This window comes from Staphylococcus sp. GDY8P85P, assembly GCF_017892405.1.
GTDB lineage: Bacteria > Bacillota > Bacilli > Staphylococcales > Staphylococcaceae > Staphylococcus > Staphylococcus borealis.
Genome location: NZ_JAESLA010000079.1, coordinates 1 through 16,987, shown reverse-complemented (window position 1 = coordinate 16,987; position 16,987 = coordinate 1). Strand labels below are relative to the sequence as shown.

Below are 16,987 nucleotides of genomic sequence, written 5' to 3'. Positions count from 1 at the left end.
TATTATCAGGGTTTTTAAAATTAATTTGGGTTATTTCATTTAGGAATAATTCTATGTTATTTATCGTAATGTTCACCAGTATAGAAATAATAAATACTTTCTGCTATATTTCTAACGTGGTCCCCGACTCTTTCGAGGTTTCGTGCTGCAAGGTGTGCTTGTCCGGCTACAAAAGGATCGTTATCGATTAGATATGTCGTGTTAACAATATTGGCATAAAGATCATCAATGTCTTTATCACGTTCAATCACTTCTTTAATCAATGTGATATCTTCTTCCTTTGTTGCGGTGTTAAGGTCTTGCAACATTAGCATTGCCAATTTCCCCATCGTTTTTAAACGCGTTAACACATAATGATCCGTAATCTTTACTCGGAGTCTAATATGCGCGATATGTGCTGCATTATCACCCATTCGCTCAAAGTCTGTGGAAATTTTTAAAGCTGCCATCATCATTCTTAAATCAGTTGCAATAGGTTGTTGCTTAGTGATGAGCATAATCACTTTTTCATTAATTTCATAGTCTAAATGATTAATCGTTTTATCATTTTCGATTACTTTTCTTGCATAATTTTTATCTTCTTCACTTAACGACACTAAAGCATGTTCTAGATTAAAATAAACATGAAGACCAAGGTGACGAATATCTTTAATTAAGTCACCTAATTGACCTTCGTATTTCTGTCTAATAATGGTCATCATAGTCGAATATTAACCGAAACGTCCTGAGATGTAATCTTCTGTTTGTTTATCAGAAGGATTAGAGAAGATTTTATCAGTGTCGTCATATTCGTTAACGTACCCATTAAGGAAGAATGCAGTTTTATCTGATACACGTGCAGCTTGTTGCATGTTGTGTGTAACCATAATAATTGAATAATTTTCTTTTAATTCTTGAACCAATTCCTCAACTCTTAAAGTAGAAATTGGGTCAAGTGCAGACGTAGGTTCGTCCATTAAAATGACATCTGGTTCAATTGCTAAACATCTAGCGATACAAACACGTTGTTGTTGACCACCAGACAAACCATATGCATTTGTGTGTAATCTATCTTTTAATTCATCCCAAATTGCAGCGCCACGTAAAGATTTTTCTACGATTTCATCTAATAGTTTCTTATCTTTAATACCGTGTGTTTTAGGGCCATAAGTAATGTTATCATAAATTGATTTTGGGAATGGGTTTGGTTGTTGGAACACCATACCAACATTCGTTCTTAATTTTTCTTTAGAATAATTTTCGTCAAAGATATTTTGATCACGGTAAAGAATTTTACCAGCAGTTTTGACTGAAGGTACTAATTCTACCATACGATTTAATGTTTTAATGTATGTTGATTTACCACAACCAGATGGTCCAATAATTGCTGTTACATTGTTTTCTAAAATATCTAAATTGATATTTTGTAAAGCATGTGTATCGCCATACCATAAATCTAAGTTTTGTGTTGAATAAACTACTTTTTTATTCGTATCAGTTTCGTTATTATGTTTCACTTCATTTGATGAAACAACTGTTGAAATTGAGTCTTGAGATCGATTTGTATGTTGTGCTAATTCTTTCTCTTTAACATTTGTATTTGCCATAATTAAAAACTCCTTTATATCTGTAAGATTGAAACGATAATGATGCACGATTATAAACATGTCATTGTCGCTTCAATCTTCACTCCCTAATGAATGATGTATATGAATGGATTAATATTTTCTAGAGAACTTGTTACGTAAGAAAATGGCTACTGCGTTCATCAATAATAAGATGACTAGTAATACGATAATTGCTGCTGATGCAACATTTTGGAATTCAGCTTGAGGCATTTTAGCCCAAGTGTAAATTTGCGTTGGTAATGCTGTAAACATAGACATAATACTTGTTGGTGTTGCTAATAGAATCGTTGGTATACCAATTAAGATTAATGGTGCTGTTTCACCCAGTGCACGAGATAAAGATAGAATGAAACCAGTTAAGATACCAGGTAGTGCTGCAGGTAATACAACACGTCTAATGGTTTGCCATTTGTTTGCGCCTAAGCCGTATGAAGCTTCACGAACAGAGTTTGGAACAGCTCTGATTGCTTCCTGACTTGAAACGATAATAATAGGTAAAATAAGTAATGACATTGTTAAGGCTGCAGCGATAACACTATTACCTAAAGCAAGTGCTTGAATACCGCCACCACGAACGAACAATGTTAATCCTAGTAAACCAAATACGATTGAAGGTACACCGGCTAAGTTAGAAATGCTAATTTTAACGAAGCTCGTAAAGAAATTGTCTTTGGCATATTCTTCTAAATAAATTGCTGTACCAACACCTAAAATCATAGAGATTGGGATAATACTTACCATTAACCAAATTGTTCCTGCTAATGCACCTTTAATACCTGCTTGTGAAGGTGTAGAAGAAGAGAAACTTGTAAAGAAATCTGGTGTAAGATAACCAATCCCTTTAACAAATGTTTGAATTAATAAAGCTGCAAGTACAATTAAAGCGATGACGATACATGAAAAGAATAACCATTTATTTAGCTTGTTCGTTTTGCCACGACTTGAAATATTTTTTTCTACTTTATTTTGGTCTATTAATGTTTTTGCTTTAGGATTTGTAGTAGCTGTCATATTAATACTCCTCTCTGAAGCGTTTCGAAATCCAATAAGAAATTAAGTTCATTATTAACGTGAAGATAAACAACGTGAAACCAACGGCATAAATACTGTAGTACATATCTGAACCGAATGTAGCATCACCAGTTGCAACTTCTACGATATAACCAGTCATCGTTTGAATTGAACTTGTTAAGTTTAGTGATGCTGTAGGTGAACTACCAGCGGCTAATGATACGATCATTGTTTCACCGATGGCTCTAGAGATACCTAGAACGATTGAAGCTACGACACCTGAGGCTGCAGCTGGTAATACTACTTTTGTAGCAACTTCAAATTTAGTTGATCCTAAACCGTAAGCACCCTCACGAATTTTATTAGGTACAGACGCCATAGCATCTTCACTCATACTTGTAATGACAGGAACAATCATAATACCTACTACAATTCCTGGGCTGACAGAGTTAAAACTATCAAGCGCTGGAATAAACGTTCTTAAAACAGGTGTTACAAACGTTAAAGCGAAGAAACCAAATACAATTGTTGGAATACCTGCCAAGATTTCAAGAATTGGTTTAATAATACGTCGTGCTTTGTCACTTGCATATTCACTTAAATAAATAGCTGCGCCTAATCCGATAGGTACTGCGACGATCGTTGCGATAACTGTAATTTTTAAAGTACCAATTACAAGTGCCCAGATACCATATTTAGGATCAGAACCTGTTGGGTTCCAGTCTTTAGTGAATAGAAATTCAACGATAGATACGCGTGTGAAGAATGTTATTGTTTCAGTTATCAAAGTGAATAGAATACCGATTGTAGTTAAAATTGAGATTGCAGCTATAATACCTAAAATAATGGGTACGATTTTATCACTAAAACCGCCCTTTTTAGCGTTATTTTTAGCTATCAAGTCTCTAACATTAGTTTCCGATGCCATATATAACCCTCTCTTTTTCTCCCAATAAATTTAAAAAAGCGCTAGAAATTATCAGGTAAACAATGAGTTCAAATTAACCTTAAAACATTTTAACAATCACCCATATATTCGAGAACAAGGTAGCAGAGTTGCTACCTTGTAATACCCCTTGAATAATTCCCAGCCCTTTGTTATTAATAATGATTATTATTTATCTGATTTTTTATCATATTTTTCTAAGCTTTTAAGTTCATCTTTGTAAACTTTTTCTGGTGAAGCTACATAACCAGCATCTTCAGCAGATTTACCTTTGTCTTCTAATGTGAATTTGATGAATTCTCTCATTACGTCATTATCTTTTAATGATTTTTCTTTAACATATAAGTATAATGGTCTACTTAAAGCATATGAACCGTCTTTGATTGTTTCTTTAGTTGGTTCAGTAGTTTTGCCTTCATCGTCTTTGATTTTAACTTCTTTTAATTTATCTTTGTTTTGTTCGTAGAAGTTATAACCGAAGTAACCGATACCCTCTTTGTTTTTCTCAACTGATTGAACAATTACGTTAGTATCTCCGTTTTTCTCAGCTTTGATATCTTCTTTGTTCATTACTTCCTCTTCGAAGAAGTCATAAGTACCATGACTTGAGTTTGGAGAGAATGCTTTGATTTCTTTATCAGGCCAGCTTGAATTTACATCTTTCCAAGTTTTAGCTTCGCCACTGTAGATTTTTTTCAATTGATCTTTAGATAATTCTTTAACGAAGTCGTTATCTTTGTTTACAGCAACTGTTACACCATCTTGTGCAATTTTGTATTCTTTATATTTAATATCTTTGTCTTCTAATTTTTGTTTTTCTTCATCTTTAATAGGTCTAGAAGCTTGTGAGAAATCAGTTTCGCCAGCGATGAATTTTTCAAAACCAGCACCAGTACCTGCTTGACCAGATGAAATAGTAGCGTTTGGATGATCTTTAGCCCATTTTTCGTTTAATTTTTCAACGATAGGAGCTACTGTTGATGAACCTTCACCTTTAGCTTCACCTTTAAGGTCTTTGCCATCTCCAGAACCACTTCCACTGCTATCTCCACCGCCACATGCGCCTAATAATACCGAAGCGCCTAAAACAGTTGTACCAACTAATTGCCATTTTTTCATTGAAATATCCTCCTAATAGATAACCCAAAATGTTATATGTATTTCTTACAGTCTTTATATTACATACCTTTTGTTAATACAAAATGGTTTAAATGTAAATTTTTTGTTAAGATTATAGAAAAATTAATACTAAGTATAAAGATTGTCTATGAAAATAAAAAAAGGGCTGGAGTGAATTCTTATCGAATTCATCTTCCAGTCCCACAAGTATGACTAGCGGTCAGAAAAATTTCTTGAAATGACATAGCGTATTAAAACCACTATTTAAATAGAAGGAAAATGTTTGAATCGAGATGATTAATCTTTTTCAACACGACTCCAACCTTTTTTAGTTAAAGAAATTTTACCTGTTTCTATATTGATAATTTTATGTTTGTATAAGTGACCAATGGCACGTTTGAATGAACCTTTACTCATGTTGAATACTTCTTTGATTGCTTCTGGGCTTGATTTATCCCAAAAAGGTAATTCACCTTCGTATTCGACTAATAAATCAAATATTACTTGACCATCATCATCAAGACGTTCATGAGCTAGAGGTAAAAATGAACCATTTAGTTCACCTTTATCGTTATGACCAATAATTCGTACTTCTACTTCTTCTCCTAAACGTGGCTCTTCTTTACGTTCTGATTCATGTACAAAGATTTTATAGCCATCATTTGATAGCAAGAAACTTCCTATTCTTAATAATCGATATGGTCTTGCTTTAATAAGTTCATTTTGTTTTTCGTCATCATAAACTGGCGTAAACATTTTTTCTACGATTGTTTCACTAGCCAGGCGCGCAAACATTTGATTTTCTCTATCGATACGTAATGTAACGAGTACATAATCTCCAGTTTGAGGCCATAATGATTTCACTTTCGGTAAATCTTCCCAAGGAATAAGTACTTCTCTTGGTAAACCAACATCTACACGTGCACCATCACGGTCTGTTTTTAACACTTTGGCAAAATCATATTTGTCTTTCGTAATGTCCGGCATATTTTGAGTTGCAAATAATTCTCCAGAACGGTTTGGATAGATGAAGAAACTGTATTCTTCACCTGTTTCTAATTCATCTTCATCATTGATTTCTGATTGATTTAATTTTACTTGTTCACCATTTGGACCTTTTAAAAGGTATGTAGAACCTTCTAAACCAATGACTTCTAAAAATTCAATTGAACCAACGATATCTTTATCTAATGCCATAATATTCTCCTTCAAGGGTTTGTATTCTACATTATTATAACATGCATAGTAAAAACAAGCATTCACACGTTTACATTTACATTAGGTCGAAACTCTATACAGAATATGATATAATTTTTGCGTTAGATAAACGATAAATAAAGGAGTAAATGCATGCTACAAGTAACTGATGTAAGTTTACGTTTCGGCGATCGTAAACTATTTGAAGATGTAAATATTAAATTTACTGAAGGTAATTGTTATGGACTTATTGGTGCCAATGGTGCTGGTAAATCAACGTTTTTAAAAATTTTATCAGGAGAAATTGATTCTCAAACAGGACACGTTTCAATGGGTAAAGATGAACGTTTGGCTGTTTTAAAACAAGATCACTTCGCTTATGAAGATGAACGCGTATTAGACGTCGTTATCAAAGGTCATGAACGTTTGTATGAAGTAATGAAAGAAAAAGATGCCATTTATATGAAACCGGATTTCAGCGATGAAGATGGTATCCGTGCTGCTGAACTTGAAGGTGAATTCGCTGAAATGAATGGTTGGAATGCAGAAGCGGATGCTGCTTCCCTACTTTCAGGTTTAGGTATCGCTACTGAATTACATGATAAACAAATGTCTGAATTAGAAAATAATCAAAAAGTGAAAGTTTTATTAGCTCAAAGTTTATTTGGTGAACCAGATGTACTTCTACTCGATGAGCCTACCAATGGTTTAGATATTCCTGCTATTAGTTGGTTAGAAGATTTCTTAATTAATTTCGATAATACAGTCATTGTTGTATCACATGACCGTCACTTTTTAAATAATGTGTGTACACATATTGCTGATTTAGATTTCGGTAAGATTAAATTATATGTAGGTAACTATGATTTCTGGTATCAATCAAGTCAATTAGCTCAAAAAATGGTTCAAGAGCAAAACAAGAAAAAAGAAGAAAAAATTAAAGAATTACAAGACTTTATTGCACGTTTCTCAGCAAATGCTTCTAAATCTAAACAAGCGACAAGTCGTAAAAAACAATTGGAGAAAATTGAATTAGATGATATTCAACCTTCTTCAAGACGTTATCCATATGTTAAGTTCACGCCAGAACGTGAAATTGGAAATGATTTATTAACCGTACAAGGCCTATCTAAAACGATTGATGGTGAAAAAGTACTTGATAATATCTCATTCACTATGAATCCAAATGATAAAGCAATATTAATTGGAGATAGTGAAATTGCTAAAACAACACTATTGAAAATTTTAGCTGGTGAAATGGAGCCAGATGAAGGTACATTTAAATGGGGTGTAACGACATCATTAAGTTACTTCCCTAAAGATAACTCAGAATTCTTTGAAGGTGTAGACATGAACTTAGTAGATTGGTTACGTCAATATGCGCCTGAAGATGAACAAACTGAAACATTCTTACGTGGATTCTTAGGACGTATGTTATTTAGTGGTGAGGAAGTTAAAAAGAAAGCGAGTGTACTTTCTGGTGGTGAAAAAGTTCGCTGTATGTTAAGTAAAATGATGCTTTCAAGTGCGAACGTATTACTATTGGATGAACCTACGAACCATCTTGATTTAGAAAGTATTACAGCAGTAAATGATGGCCTTGCTTCATTTAAAGGTTCGATCATCTTTACGTCATATGACTTTGAATTCATCAATACGATTGCAAACCGTGTCATTGATCTAAATCAACCAGGCGGTTTATCTAAAGAAGTCCCTTATGAAGAATATTTACAAGAAATTGGTGTATTACAAAAATAAATTTATAATTTAAAATAAGGTTGAGATTAAAGTATATCGTTTAGAACACGTCGATTAAGTTCTAGAATAGGATGACTTTGTGTCTCAACCTTAATTTTTTATACTGATTAAAGGTCTCAACACCGAAATTTTTACACTTTTGATTCATATTTACCTTCATGGTGAAAAATAGCTTTTAATTTTTCAGTCTATTTCAAAAAATCACAATTATCGGTTTACAGACACAATTGCCATATGTATAATATAAAACATAGCAATTGAATAAGAAATTGATGAGGCGCATCAATCATTAGTATATATTAGATACACTGTCTGCAACAGCTAATATAGAAAGGGTGCGATGCCGAAATGAATCATAATCGCAGGTATGATTTGTTGGACTTTGTGGTTAAGAGCTGAGAGTTTGTCATTATTTAAAAATAATGGAGTGCATCACTTGTATATAAATTATGAGCAAGTTCGAGCATTCCGAACTTGCTCTTTTTTTATAACGTGTGCCTCCCCTAATCTGTAGGAGGTATCGTATTGAAACGAAGTGTTTTGAAATTTGGCGGTTCATCCGTTGCTGATTTTACAAAAATAAAAAATATAGCTAAAATGCTGAAACGTCGAGTAGACGAAGGTGAACAATTAATTGTAGTAGTCAGTGCTATGGGGAAAACAACAGATCAACTAATGGATAATGTCTTCCATTTGACTGCGACACCTAAAGATGAAGAACTTGCACTGTTACTTACTACTGGTGAACAACAAACGGTATCCTATTTATCAATGGTGTTAAATGATATCGGCGTGACTGCTAGAGCCATGACTGGTTATCAAGCAGGTATTAAAACGGTTGGTCATCATTTGAAAAGCAGAATTGCAGAAATTGATTCAAAAACCTTTGATCAAGCTTTTCAAAATAACGACATTTTAGTCGTAGCAGGCTTTCAAGGTATCAATGATGAGTTAGAACTTACAACTTTAGGTCGCGGTGGTTCTGATACAACGGCAGTTGCCTTAGCAGCAAGTAATCAAATACCTTGTGAAATATATACAGATGTTGATGGTGTCTATGCAACCGATCCAAGAGTTCTTAGTAGAGCAAAGCGCTTAGATTATGTATCTTACGAAGAAATGATGGAAATGAGTGCACTTGGTGCAGGTGTACTTGAAACCCGTAGTGTTGAGCTTGCTAAGAATTACGATATACCATTGTATTTGGGAAGAACACTATCAAATGTGAAAGGAACGTGGATTATGCCAAGAACAGAAATTTTAGAAAAGAAAGCAGTCACGGGCGTCGCTTTAGATAAACATATGATGCATGTAACGATAAGCTACCCCCTACCTGACAATCGTTTGTTAACGCAATTGTTTACAGCGTTAGAAGATGGCTCAGTTAATGTAGATATGATATCGCAAATCGTTAACATCGAAGGGCTACAATTATCGTTTACGATTAAAGATAGTGATGTGCATCAAATTTCACATATTTTAAGTGGGCTTTCCGCTCAATTTGAAGCTTTAGATTATAAAATTAATGAAGCTTACGTCAAAATTTCATTAATTGGTTCAGGCATGAGAGATATGTCAGGCGTAGCATCCAGAGCGTTTATTACACTAATTAACGCCAACATCCCTTTTTATCAAACAACAACTTCAGAAATCAGTATTTCATATGTCATTGACGCTGAAAATGGCGAAAAAGCCGTAGAGCGATTATACGAGGCATTTGATATATAATTCATATAACATTTAAGTTAAATTTTAGGAAAATTCAAACAAATATTATTGGAGTGATAAATTATGACAAAATTAGCAGTGGTTGGAGCAACAGGATTAGTTGGAACAAAAATGTTAGAAACTATTGATCGTAAACACATTCAATTTGACGAATTGGTCTTATTCTCATCTGCAAGATCTGCGGGGAAAGAAGTTGAATTTCAAGGTCAAACATATGTTGTTCAAGAACTAACAGAAGATGCAGCTAGTGCCCACTTTGACTATGTTTTAATGAGTGCTGGTGGCGGTACAAGTGCACAATTCGCCCCTATTTTTGAAAAAGCTGGTGCAATCGTTATTGATAATTCAAGCCAATGGCGAATGACTGAAGATGTGGATTTAATTGTACCTGAAGTTAATCAACCAGAATTCAAACGTGGTATTATTGCCAATCCTAACTGTTCAACAATTCAATCGGTAGTGCCATTAAAAGTGTTACAAGATCAATTTGGTTTAAAACGTGTGGCATATACTACGTATCAAGCAGTTTCGGGCTCTGGTATTAAAGGTAAACGAGATTTAGCAGAAGGTGCAAATGGGAAAGAACCAGAAGCATATCCACACCCTATTTACAATAATGTGTTACCTCATATCGATGTGTTTTTAGAAAATGGATATACAAAAGAAGAACAAAAAATGATTGATGAAACACGCAAAATTTTACATGAACCAGATTTAAAAGTCACAGCTACATGTGCCCGCGTTCCGGTACAAGATAGTCATAGTGTTGAGATTGACGTTACGCTTGATAAAGAAGCAACTGTACAAGACATTAAAGCGTTATTCGATAAAGATGATCGTGTTGTATTAGTTGATAATCCTGATAATAATGAGTACCCTCAGGCACTTACTTCTACTGGTAAAGATGACGTGTTTGTTGGTCGTATTCGTAGAGATGACTCATTGGATAATACGTTCCACGTATGGTGTACGTCAGACAATTTATTGAAAGGTGCAGCCTTGAATGCCGTGCAAGTATTAGAGCAAGTAATCAATTTAAAAGGAGCTAGATAATATGCCACATTTATTCGAAGGTGTAGGTGTAGCACTTGCTACCCCTTTCAAAAATAATGAAGTTGATTATAATGCATTAGAGAGACACGTAGACTTCCTTTTAGAAAATGGTGTAAAAGCCATTATTGTAAATGGAACTACAGCTGAAAGCCCTACTTTAACTGAAGAAGAGAAAGCGCATATTCTAGAATCAGTGATTCAACAAGTCAATCATCGTGTGACAATTATCGCAGGTACAGGTACTAATAATACTGCCAAATCTATTCAAGCATCACTACGCGCAAAAGCACTTGGTGCGGATGCAATTATGCTAATTACACCCTACTACAACAAAACGAATCAACGTGGTTTAATTAAACACTTTGAAACAATTGCAAATGAAGTTAAATTACCTGTAGTACTTTATAATGTACCTTCTCGAACAAATATGACGATTGAACCAGAAACGGTTGAAACATTAAGCCATAATCAATACATTGTTGCAATTAAAGATGCTACAAATGATTTTGATTATTATGAAGATGTAAAACGTCGCATTGATCAAGAAACTTTTGCATTGTACAGCGGTAATGATGACAATGTTGTTGACTTTTATAATAGAGGTGGCAATGGTGTTATATCGGTTATTGGTAACGCTATTCCTAGAGAATTCCAAGCATTATACGATGCGAAACAACGTGGAGAAGATATTTCAAAAGATTTTGAACCGATTGGTAAATTATTGGGTGCATTATCTGTTGATGTTAACCCTATTCCGATTAAAGCGTTAACGAGTTATCTAGGATTCGGAGATTATGAATTACGTTTACCACTGATTCCTTTAGAAGTAGAAGATGCTAAAGTATTAATTGACGCATTTCAACAATTTAAAGCAGGTGAACTTTAATGAAAATATTACTTATAGGTTATGGCGCAATGAATCAGAGAGTGGCACGTTTGGCAGAAGACAAAGGTCATGAAATTATAGGTGTTATAGAGCCACAAAACAATGAAACAACGCCATATACGCATTACAGTCATATTGCTGATGCGCAAAATGAAGCGGATGTGGCCATAGACTTTTCAAATCCTAATCTATTATTACCTCTACTTGATGAGCCGTTTCAATTGCCTTTAGTGGTAGCTACTACTGGTGAAAAGGAAAAAATAGTTGAAAAGTTAAATGAATTAGGTCAAAGCATGCCTGTCTTCTTTAGTGCAAATATGAGTTATGGTGTGCATGCATTAACTAAAATATTAGAAGCTGCAGTGCCGCTTTTACAAGATTTTGATATTGAGTTGACTGAAGCACATCATAATAAAAAAGTAGATGCCCCTAGTGGCACATTAGTTAAATTATATGATGTCATCAAAGACTTACGTCAAAACAGTACACCTGTATATGATCGTCATGAGCGCACTGAACAACGCAGTAAAGATGAAATTGGTATTCACTCTATTCGAGGTGGCACTATAGTTGGTGAACATGACGTGTTATTTGCTGGAATAGACGAAACCATTACAATTACGCATAAAGCACAGTCAAAGGATATCTTTGCTAACGGTGCCATTACTGCCGCAGAAAAATTAATAAATCAATCTAATGGTTATTACACGTTTGATAACTTATAAAATATAAAATTCTATCTATTATTAAGGAGAGTTCAATTATGGTACAACACTTATCAGCTGAAGAAATTATTCAATATATCAGTGATGCTAAAAAATCTACACCATTAAAAGTATATGCCAATGGACATTTTGATGGTGTTACCTTCCCAGAATCTTTTAAAGTATTTGGTTCTGACGATTCTAAAGTTATATTTTGTGAAGCAGATGATTGGAAGACATTCTATGAAACCAATCAATCTGTAATTACGGAGTTAGAAATTGAAATGGATCGACGAAATTCAGCTATTCCGCTTAAAGATTTAACCAATACGAATGCACGTATTGAGCCAGGTGCATTCATTCGAGAACAAGCAATTATCAAAGATGGCGCTGTTGTAATGATGGGTGCAACGATAAATATTGGTGCAGTTGTTGGCGAAGGCACTATGATTGATATGAATGCAACACTCGGTGGTCGTGCTACAACTGGTAAAAATGTACATGTAGGTGCTGGCGCTGTGTTAGCAGGTGTTATTGAACCCCCTAGCGCCTCTCCAGTAATCATTGATGATAATGTGTTAATCGGTGCGAATGCGGTTATCTTAGAAGGAGTTCATGTTGGTGAAGGTGCAATTGTTGCTGCTGGTGCTATTGTCACTCAAGACGTTCCAGCTGGTGCAGTTGTTGCTGGTACACCAGCCAAGGTCATTAAACAAACTTCTGAAGTTGAAGATTCTAAACGTGAAATCGTTTCAGCATTAAGAAAATTGAATGACTAATACGATATGTATTTGATAAGTGTCTGTGACACAATTTATTATTTTATGGCTATAATGCATGATTGTAATAGCTGACTGAACTGAGAAGGCGCTTAACATAAGCTCTTCTCAGTTTTAGTTATTCTCGAGAGTGATGACGCGCTAGTATGACGCGTTATTCTTTCTCTATTCTCACACTTTAATCATATTTTAAATTACAATCACACCATACATAAAAAGATGAAATAAGTTACAATAATGATAAGACGAATATAGTAAACAAAGGAATGATATGATGAGCGAATTAGAGTTTGTAACGAAACATAGAAGACATTTACATCAACATCCAGAATTAAGTCTACATGAGTTTGAGACAACAGAATACATTACACATTTTTTAGATGACTTAGGGGTTTCTTATGAGAGACCGCTTGAAACAGGTGCAATTGCTTATTTAAAAGGTAATAGTGATCATACCGTTGCATTTCGAGCAGATATTGATGCGTTACCTATTTTTGAAGAAAATGATGTTGACTATCGTAGTCAAACAGACAACGTGATGCATGCGTGCGGCCATGACGGTCATACAACGGCATTAATGTTATTTGTTAAACGTTGTAAAGAGATGTTTGATAAAGGGACACTTCCGCATAATGTTGTATTTATATTCCAACCTGCTGAAGAAACTGGTGGCGGTGCGAATCGCTTAATTAAAGCAGGCGCGTTTAATAATTATCCAATAGAAGCCGTTTTTGGCATTCATGTTAATCCATTTGCAGATGAAGGACAAGTTGTAATCCGCGATGAAGAAATTACAGCCAGTGCAACTGAGTATCGTTTCTTTTTAAAAGGGCTATCTAGTCATGTTGCGGATAAAGAACAAGGTCATTCTTGTGGCGAAGCGCTATTACATGTTCTAAATCAAGTTGGTCAGATACAGCAGTATCATCTTAACGGATTGAAACGAAACATTGTTCATATGGGACATTTTGAAGCTGGTGAGGCAATAAATACAGTAGCTAGCCACGGATATTTAGAAGGTACAATTAGAACGTATGACCCTAATGATTTGAATGTAGTTAAAACTCAAATGCATAAAATTGCTGAAAGTGTAAGTTTATTATTTAACGTAGAATGTGAAGTGAAATTTGAAGAAGGCTATCCTCCTACGATGAACAGTCCTAAACTACGTGCAAGTGTAGAACAAGCAATTAATGCTGCGAATCTAGAAGTAATAGATAAGCCCCTACCTTTCTTATTTGGTGAAGACTTTAGTTTCTATGGCCAACAACTTGCGCCTGCTTACTTTGCATTCGTAGGTACACGAAACGAAGACAAAGGTTTTGTAACTGGCCTTCATACCTCTCATTTAAATTTTGATGAAAAAGTATTAATTGATGTGGCAAATTATTATGAACAATTGTTAATGCATTATGGAGAGGAGTAATTCACATTGACAGCAATATGGTCCGTCGATAAAGAAGCGTTTTTACAAAATGCTATTCAAGTTAAAAATGATAATTCAATAATGGCTGTAGTGAAGAACAACGCTTATCATTATGGTTTGGCGTTTGCTGTTACCTCTTTTTTAAAAGCAGGAATCCATACATTTAGCACTACTTCTTTGAAAGAAGCCATTAAAGTACGCGAATTAGCACCTGATGCCACGATATTCTTGATGAACGCAGTTTATGATTTTGAAAAAGTAAGAAAATATCAAATTCAAATGACCTTACCGTCATTAGCGTACTATTATAAATATAAGAATGATTTAAGTGGTATCAAAGTGCATCTCGAATATGAGAATTTACTTCACCGTTCTGGATTCAAAACATTAGAAGAAATTAAAGAAGTTATTGAAGACCATCTAGCGAATACAAATGAAGATAAAATGATTATTAGTGGCGTATGGACCCACTTTGGTTATGCGGATGAATTTGATGTTCCAGAGTATGGTGTAGAACGAGAGGCTTGGATAAATGTGGTGAATGCATTGTTAAAAGAGGGTTATCAATTTGATTTCATTCATGCGCAAAATAGTGCAAGCTATTATCGTGAAGGTCAAATACTATTACCGCAACATACCCATGCACGTGTAGGCATCGCGTTATATGGTTCTCGTCCTTATAGCCGATTAGACACACAGATTATTAAGCAATCACTGACTGTTAAAGGTAATGTGATTCAAGTGCGTGAAGTCAATGCTGGAGATTATTGTGGGTATAGTTTCGCATTCGAAGCGTCTCGTGATCACACACGATTAGCAGTTGTAGACATCGGTTATGGTGATGGTATCCTTAAATCGAGAGCTAAACATGACGCATTAATTAATGGTAAGCGTTACCCTATTCGTGCATTAATGATGAGTCATATGTTTGTGGAAGTCGATGATGAAGTCGATGCACAAGATGAAGTGATATTATATAATGACGATATACGCATTGATGAATATACATTCAAAGGTGTAGGCGCTAACTCAGAACAACTTAGTGCGATGAATCATGATTCTCTCATAAAGGAGTATAGATAAAATGGCAGTAAAATATAATGATTATGGTGAATTAACAATGGCAGGTACAAGTTTAAAGACGCTTGCTCAAAGCTTTGGTACCCCTACTATTGTTTATGATGAAGATGAAATCCGCAATCAAATGCGTAGATACCATAAAGCTTTTCAAGAAAGCGGTTTGAAATATAATATTTCTTATGCATCTAAAGCTTTCACTTGTATACAAATGGTTAAATTAGTACAAGAAGAGGATTTACAATTAGATGTAGTATCTGAGGGTGAATTATATACTGCATTAGAGGCGAAATTTGATCCTAGTAAAATTCACTTCCATGGTAACAATAAAACAAAACATGAGATTCAATATGCTCTAGAAAATGGCGTTGGTTACTTCGTCATCGATTCACTTGAAGAAATTGAATTAATCGATAAATACGCAAGTGATTCGGTGAATGTAGTTATACGTGTTAATCCAGGTGTTGAAGCGCATACACATGAGTTTATTCAAACTGGACAAGAAGATAGTAAATTTGGTTTATCTATTCGACATGGTTTGGCTATCGAAGCGGTTAATAAAGTGCGTGATTCAAAACGTCTACATTTAAAAGGCGTTCACTTCCATATCGGTTCTCAAATCGAGGGTACTGAAGCAATGATTGAAACTGCTAAAATAGTACTAAATTGGTTATCTGACAATGATATTAAAATTGAACTGCTTAATATCGGTGGAGGTTTTGGTATTAAATATATTGAAGGTGATGTTAGCTTCCCTATTGAGGAAGGCATCGCAGAAATAACTAACGCAATTAAAGCGGAAACTGAACGTTTAAATTATGAAGTGCCAGAAATAGGTATTGAACCTGGTCGTTCAATCGTTGGTGAAGCTGGTATAACATTATATGAAGTTGGCACAATTAAAGAAATTCCTAATGTGAATAAATATGTATCGATTGATGGCGGTATGAGTGATCATATTAGAACAGCTTTATACGATGCGAAATATCAAGCGTTATTAGTGAATCGTCATGAAGAAGCTGATGATACGGTAACGATTGCTGGTAAATTATGTGAATCAGGCGATATTATTATTCGCAATGCGAAACTCCCTTCTTCTGTTCAACGTGGTGATTACCTAGCGATTCTTTCTACAGGAGCATATCATTACTCAATGGCTTCTAATTACAATCAAATGCAGAAACCACCAGTGTTTTTCTTAAAAGATGGTAAAGCACGTGAAGTTATTAAACGCCAATCATTACGTCAATTGATTATTAACGATACTAAATAACAATTACCAATTTAAAAAAATAATTCTAAAGAATGTTAAAAGAAAAATTTAAACTTAAAACCTACGTAGACTTTATAAGTTTTGCTACGTAGGTTTTTAATATCTTAATAATTAATTCTATTATATATATATTAATATTGTAATTTTTTAAATATAAGTTTTGATACAAGATATATAACTATTATGTATACTAAAGTAATTACACTCATTATTAATAAATTTTGCGAAAAGCTAATATTACTATCTAATTTGATAAAATTAGAAGGGAAAATCTTAATTTTATCAATACTGTCTGTAACTTTTATGAGAATAAATCCTGTAATTAAAGTAATAATAGTTACTCCAGTATTGAAACGTATAGATGCAATAAGTGATAAAAATATTAAAATAGCATCGGTAAAAAATGATAAAGTCCGTATAATT

15 protein-coding genes, 1 pseudogene and 1 riboswitch are annotated in these 16,987 nt (G+C 34.2%); of the genes and pseudogenes, 9 read left to right on the top strand and 7 right to left on the bottom strand.

The features are described from left to right. Positions 1 to 56: 56 nt before the first annotated feature. The 6 genes from phoU to cvfB form a co-directional block, all read right to left on the bottom strand. Complete coding sequence (gene phoU / locus KA828_RS13005; protein WP_210126362.1) at positions 57 to 698, bottom strand: phosphate signaling complex protein PhoU; 642 nt, start codon at positions 696 to 698, stop codon at positions 57 to 59. A 12-nt stretch (positions 699 to 710) separates the two neighbouring features. Further along, positions 711 to 1,586 carry a phosphate ABC transporter ATP-binding protein PstB gene (pstB, locus tag KA828_RS13000; protein ID WP_053030927.1) on the bottom strand — a complete coding sequence of 292 codons (876 nt, stop codon included), beginning with the start codon at positions 1,584 to 1,586 and terminating at the stop codon, positions 711 to 713. Between the two features lie 111 nt (positions 1,587 to 1,697). Then, positions 1,698 to 2,618 (bottom strand): phosphate ABC transporter permease PstA, encoded by a 921-nt coding sequence (pstA, locus tag KA828_RS12995; RefSeq protein WP_075108465.1) that lies wholly within the window; start codon positions 2,616 to 2,618, stop codon positions 1,698 to 1,700. Between the two features lies 1 nt (position 2,619). After that, complete coding sequence (gene pstC / locus KA828_RS12990; protein ID WP_053030923.1) at positions 2,620 to 3,546, bottom strand: phosphate ABC transporter permease subunit PstC; 927 nt, start codon at positions 3,544 to 3,546, stop codon at positions 2,620 to 2,622. 186 nt (positions 3,547 to 3,732) lie between these two features. Then, entirely contained in the window at positions 3,733 to 4,683 is a 951-nt protein-coding gene (locus tag KA828_RS12985; RefSeq protein ID WP_070855596.1) for a PstS family phosphate ABC transporter substrate-binding protein, read from the bottom strand. Between the two features lie 297 nt (positions 4,684 to 4,980). Further along, entirely contained in the window at positions 4,981 to 5,880 is a 900-nt protein-coding gene (cvfB, locus tag KA828_RS12980) for an RNA-binding virulence regulatory protein CvfB (protein ID WP_053030919.1), read from the bottom strand. A 153-nt stretch (positions 5,881 to 6,033) separates the two neighbouring features. Between cvfB and KA828_RS12975 the strand changes: the two genes are divergently transcribed. The 9 genes from KA828_RS12975 to lysA all read left to right on the top strand — a co-directional run bounded on the left by KA828_RS12975 (position 6,034) and on the right by lysA (position 16,564). Continuing rightward, entirely contained in the window at positions 6,034 to 7,638 is a 1,605-nt protein-coding gene (locus tag KA828_RS12975; RefSeq protein WP_210126361.1) for an ABC-F family ATP-binding cassette domain-containing protein, read from the top strand. 264 nt (positions 7,639 to 7,902) lie between these two features. Further along, positions 7,903 to 8,079, top strand: a riboswitch (Lysine riboswitch). Between the two features lie 84 nt (positions 8,080 to 8,163). Next, positions 8,164 to 9,366 (top strand): aspartate kinase, encoded by a 1,203-nt coding sequence (locus KA828_RS12970; protein ID WP_070855598.1) that lies wholly within the window; start codon positions 8,164 to 8,166, stop codon positions 9,364 to 9,366. 63 nt (positions 9,367 to 9,429) lie between these two features. After that, positions 9,430 to 10,419, top strand: a complete 990-nt coding sequence (locus KA828_RS12965) for an aspartate-semialdehyde dehydrogenase (protein ID WP_053030913.1) — start codon at positions 9,430 to 9,432, stop codon at positions 10,417 to 10,419. 1 nt (position 10,420) lies between these two features. Further along, positions 10,421 to 11,305, top strand: a complete 885-nt coding sequence (dapA, locus tag KA828_RS12960) for a 4-hydroxy-tetrahydrodipicolinate synthase (protein WP_107629664.1) — start codon at positions 10,421 to 10,423, stop codon at positions 11,303 to 11,305. Then, complete coding sequence (gene dapB / locus KA828_RS12955; protein WP_210126360.1) at positions 11,305 to 12,030, top strand: 4-hydroxy-tetrahydrodipicolinate reductase; 726 nt, start codon at positions 11,305 to 11,307, stop codon at positions 12,028 to 12,030. The genes dapA and dapB overlap by 1 nt, the downstream gene beginning before the upstream one ends. Positions 12,031 to 12,068: 38 nt before the next feature. Next, on the top strand, positions 12,069 to 12,788 hold the full coding sequence (gene dapD, locus KA828_RS12950; protein WP_075108470.1) for a 2,3,4,5-tetrahydropyridine-2,6-dicarboxylate N-acetyltransferase: 720 nt from the start codon (positions 12,069 to 12,071) through the stop codon (positions 12,786 to 12,788). 274 nt (positions 12,789 to 13,062) lie between these two features. Next, entirely contained in the window at positions 13,063 to 14,214 is a 1,152-nt protein-coding gene (locus KA828_RS12945; protein ID WP_070855601.1) for an amidohydrolase, read from the top strand. Between the two features lie 6 nt (positions 14,215 to 14,220). Then, the gene (locus KA828_RS12940) at positions 14,221 to 15,297 is read left to right on the top strand and encodes an alanine racemase (RefSeq protein WP_193839353.1); all 1,077 of its coding nucleotides are present in this window, start codon (positions 14,221 to 14,223) and stop codon (positions 15,295 to 15,297) included. Position 15,298: 1 nt separating this feature from the next. After that, the gene (gene lysA / locus KA828_RS12935) at positions 15,299 to 16,564 is read left to right on the top strand and encodes a diaminopimelate decarboxylase (RefSeq protein WP_193839352.1); all 1,266 of its coding nucleotides are present in this window, start codon (positions 15,299 to 15,301) and stop codon (positions 16,562 to 16,564) included. 131 nt (positions 16,565 to 16,695) lie between these two features. Here lysA and KA828_RS12930 read toward each other — a convergent pair. Continuing rightward, positions 16,696 to 16,987 (bottom strand): annotated as a pseudogene (locus KA828_RS12930) (hypothetical protein); the annotation flags it as partial.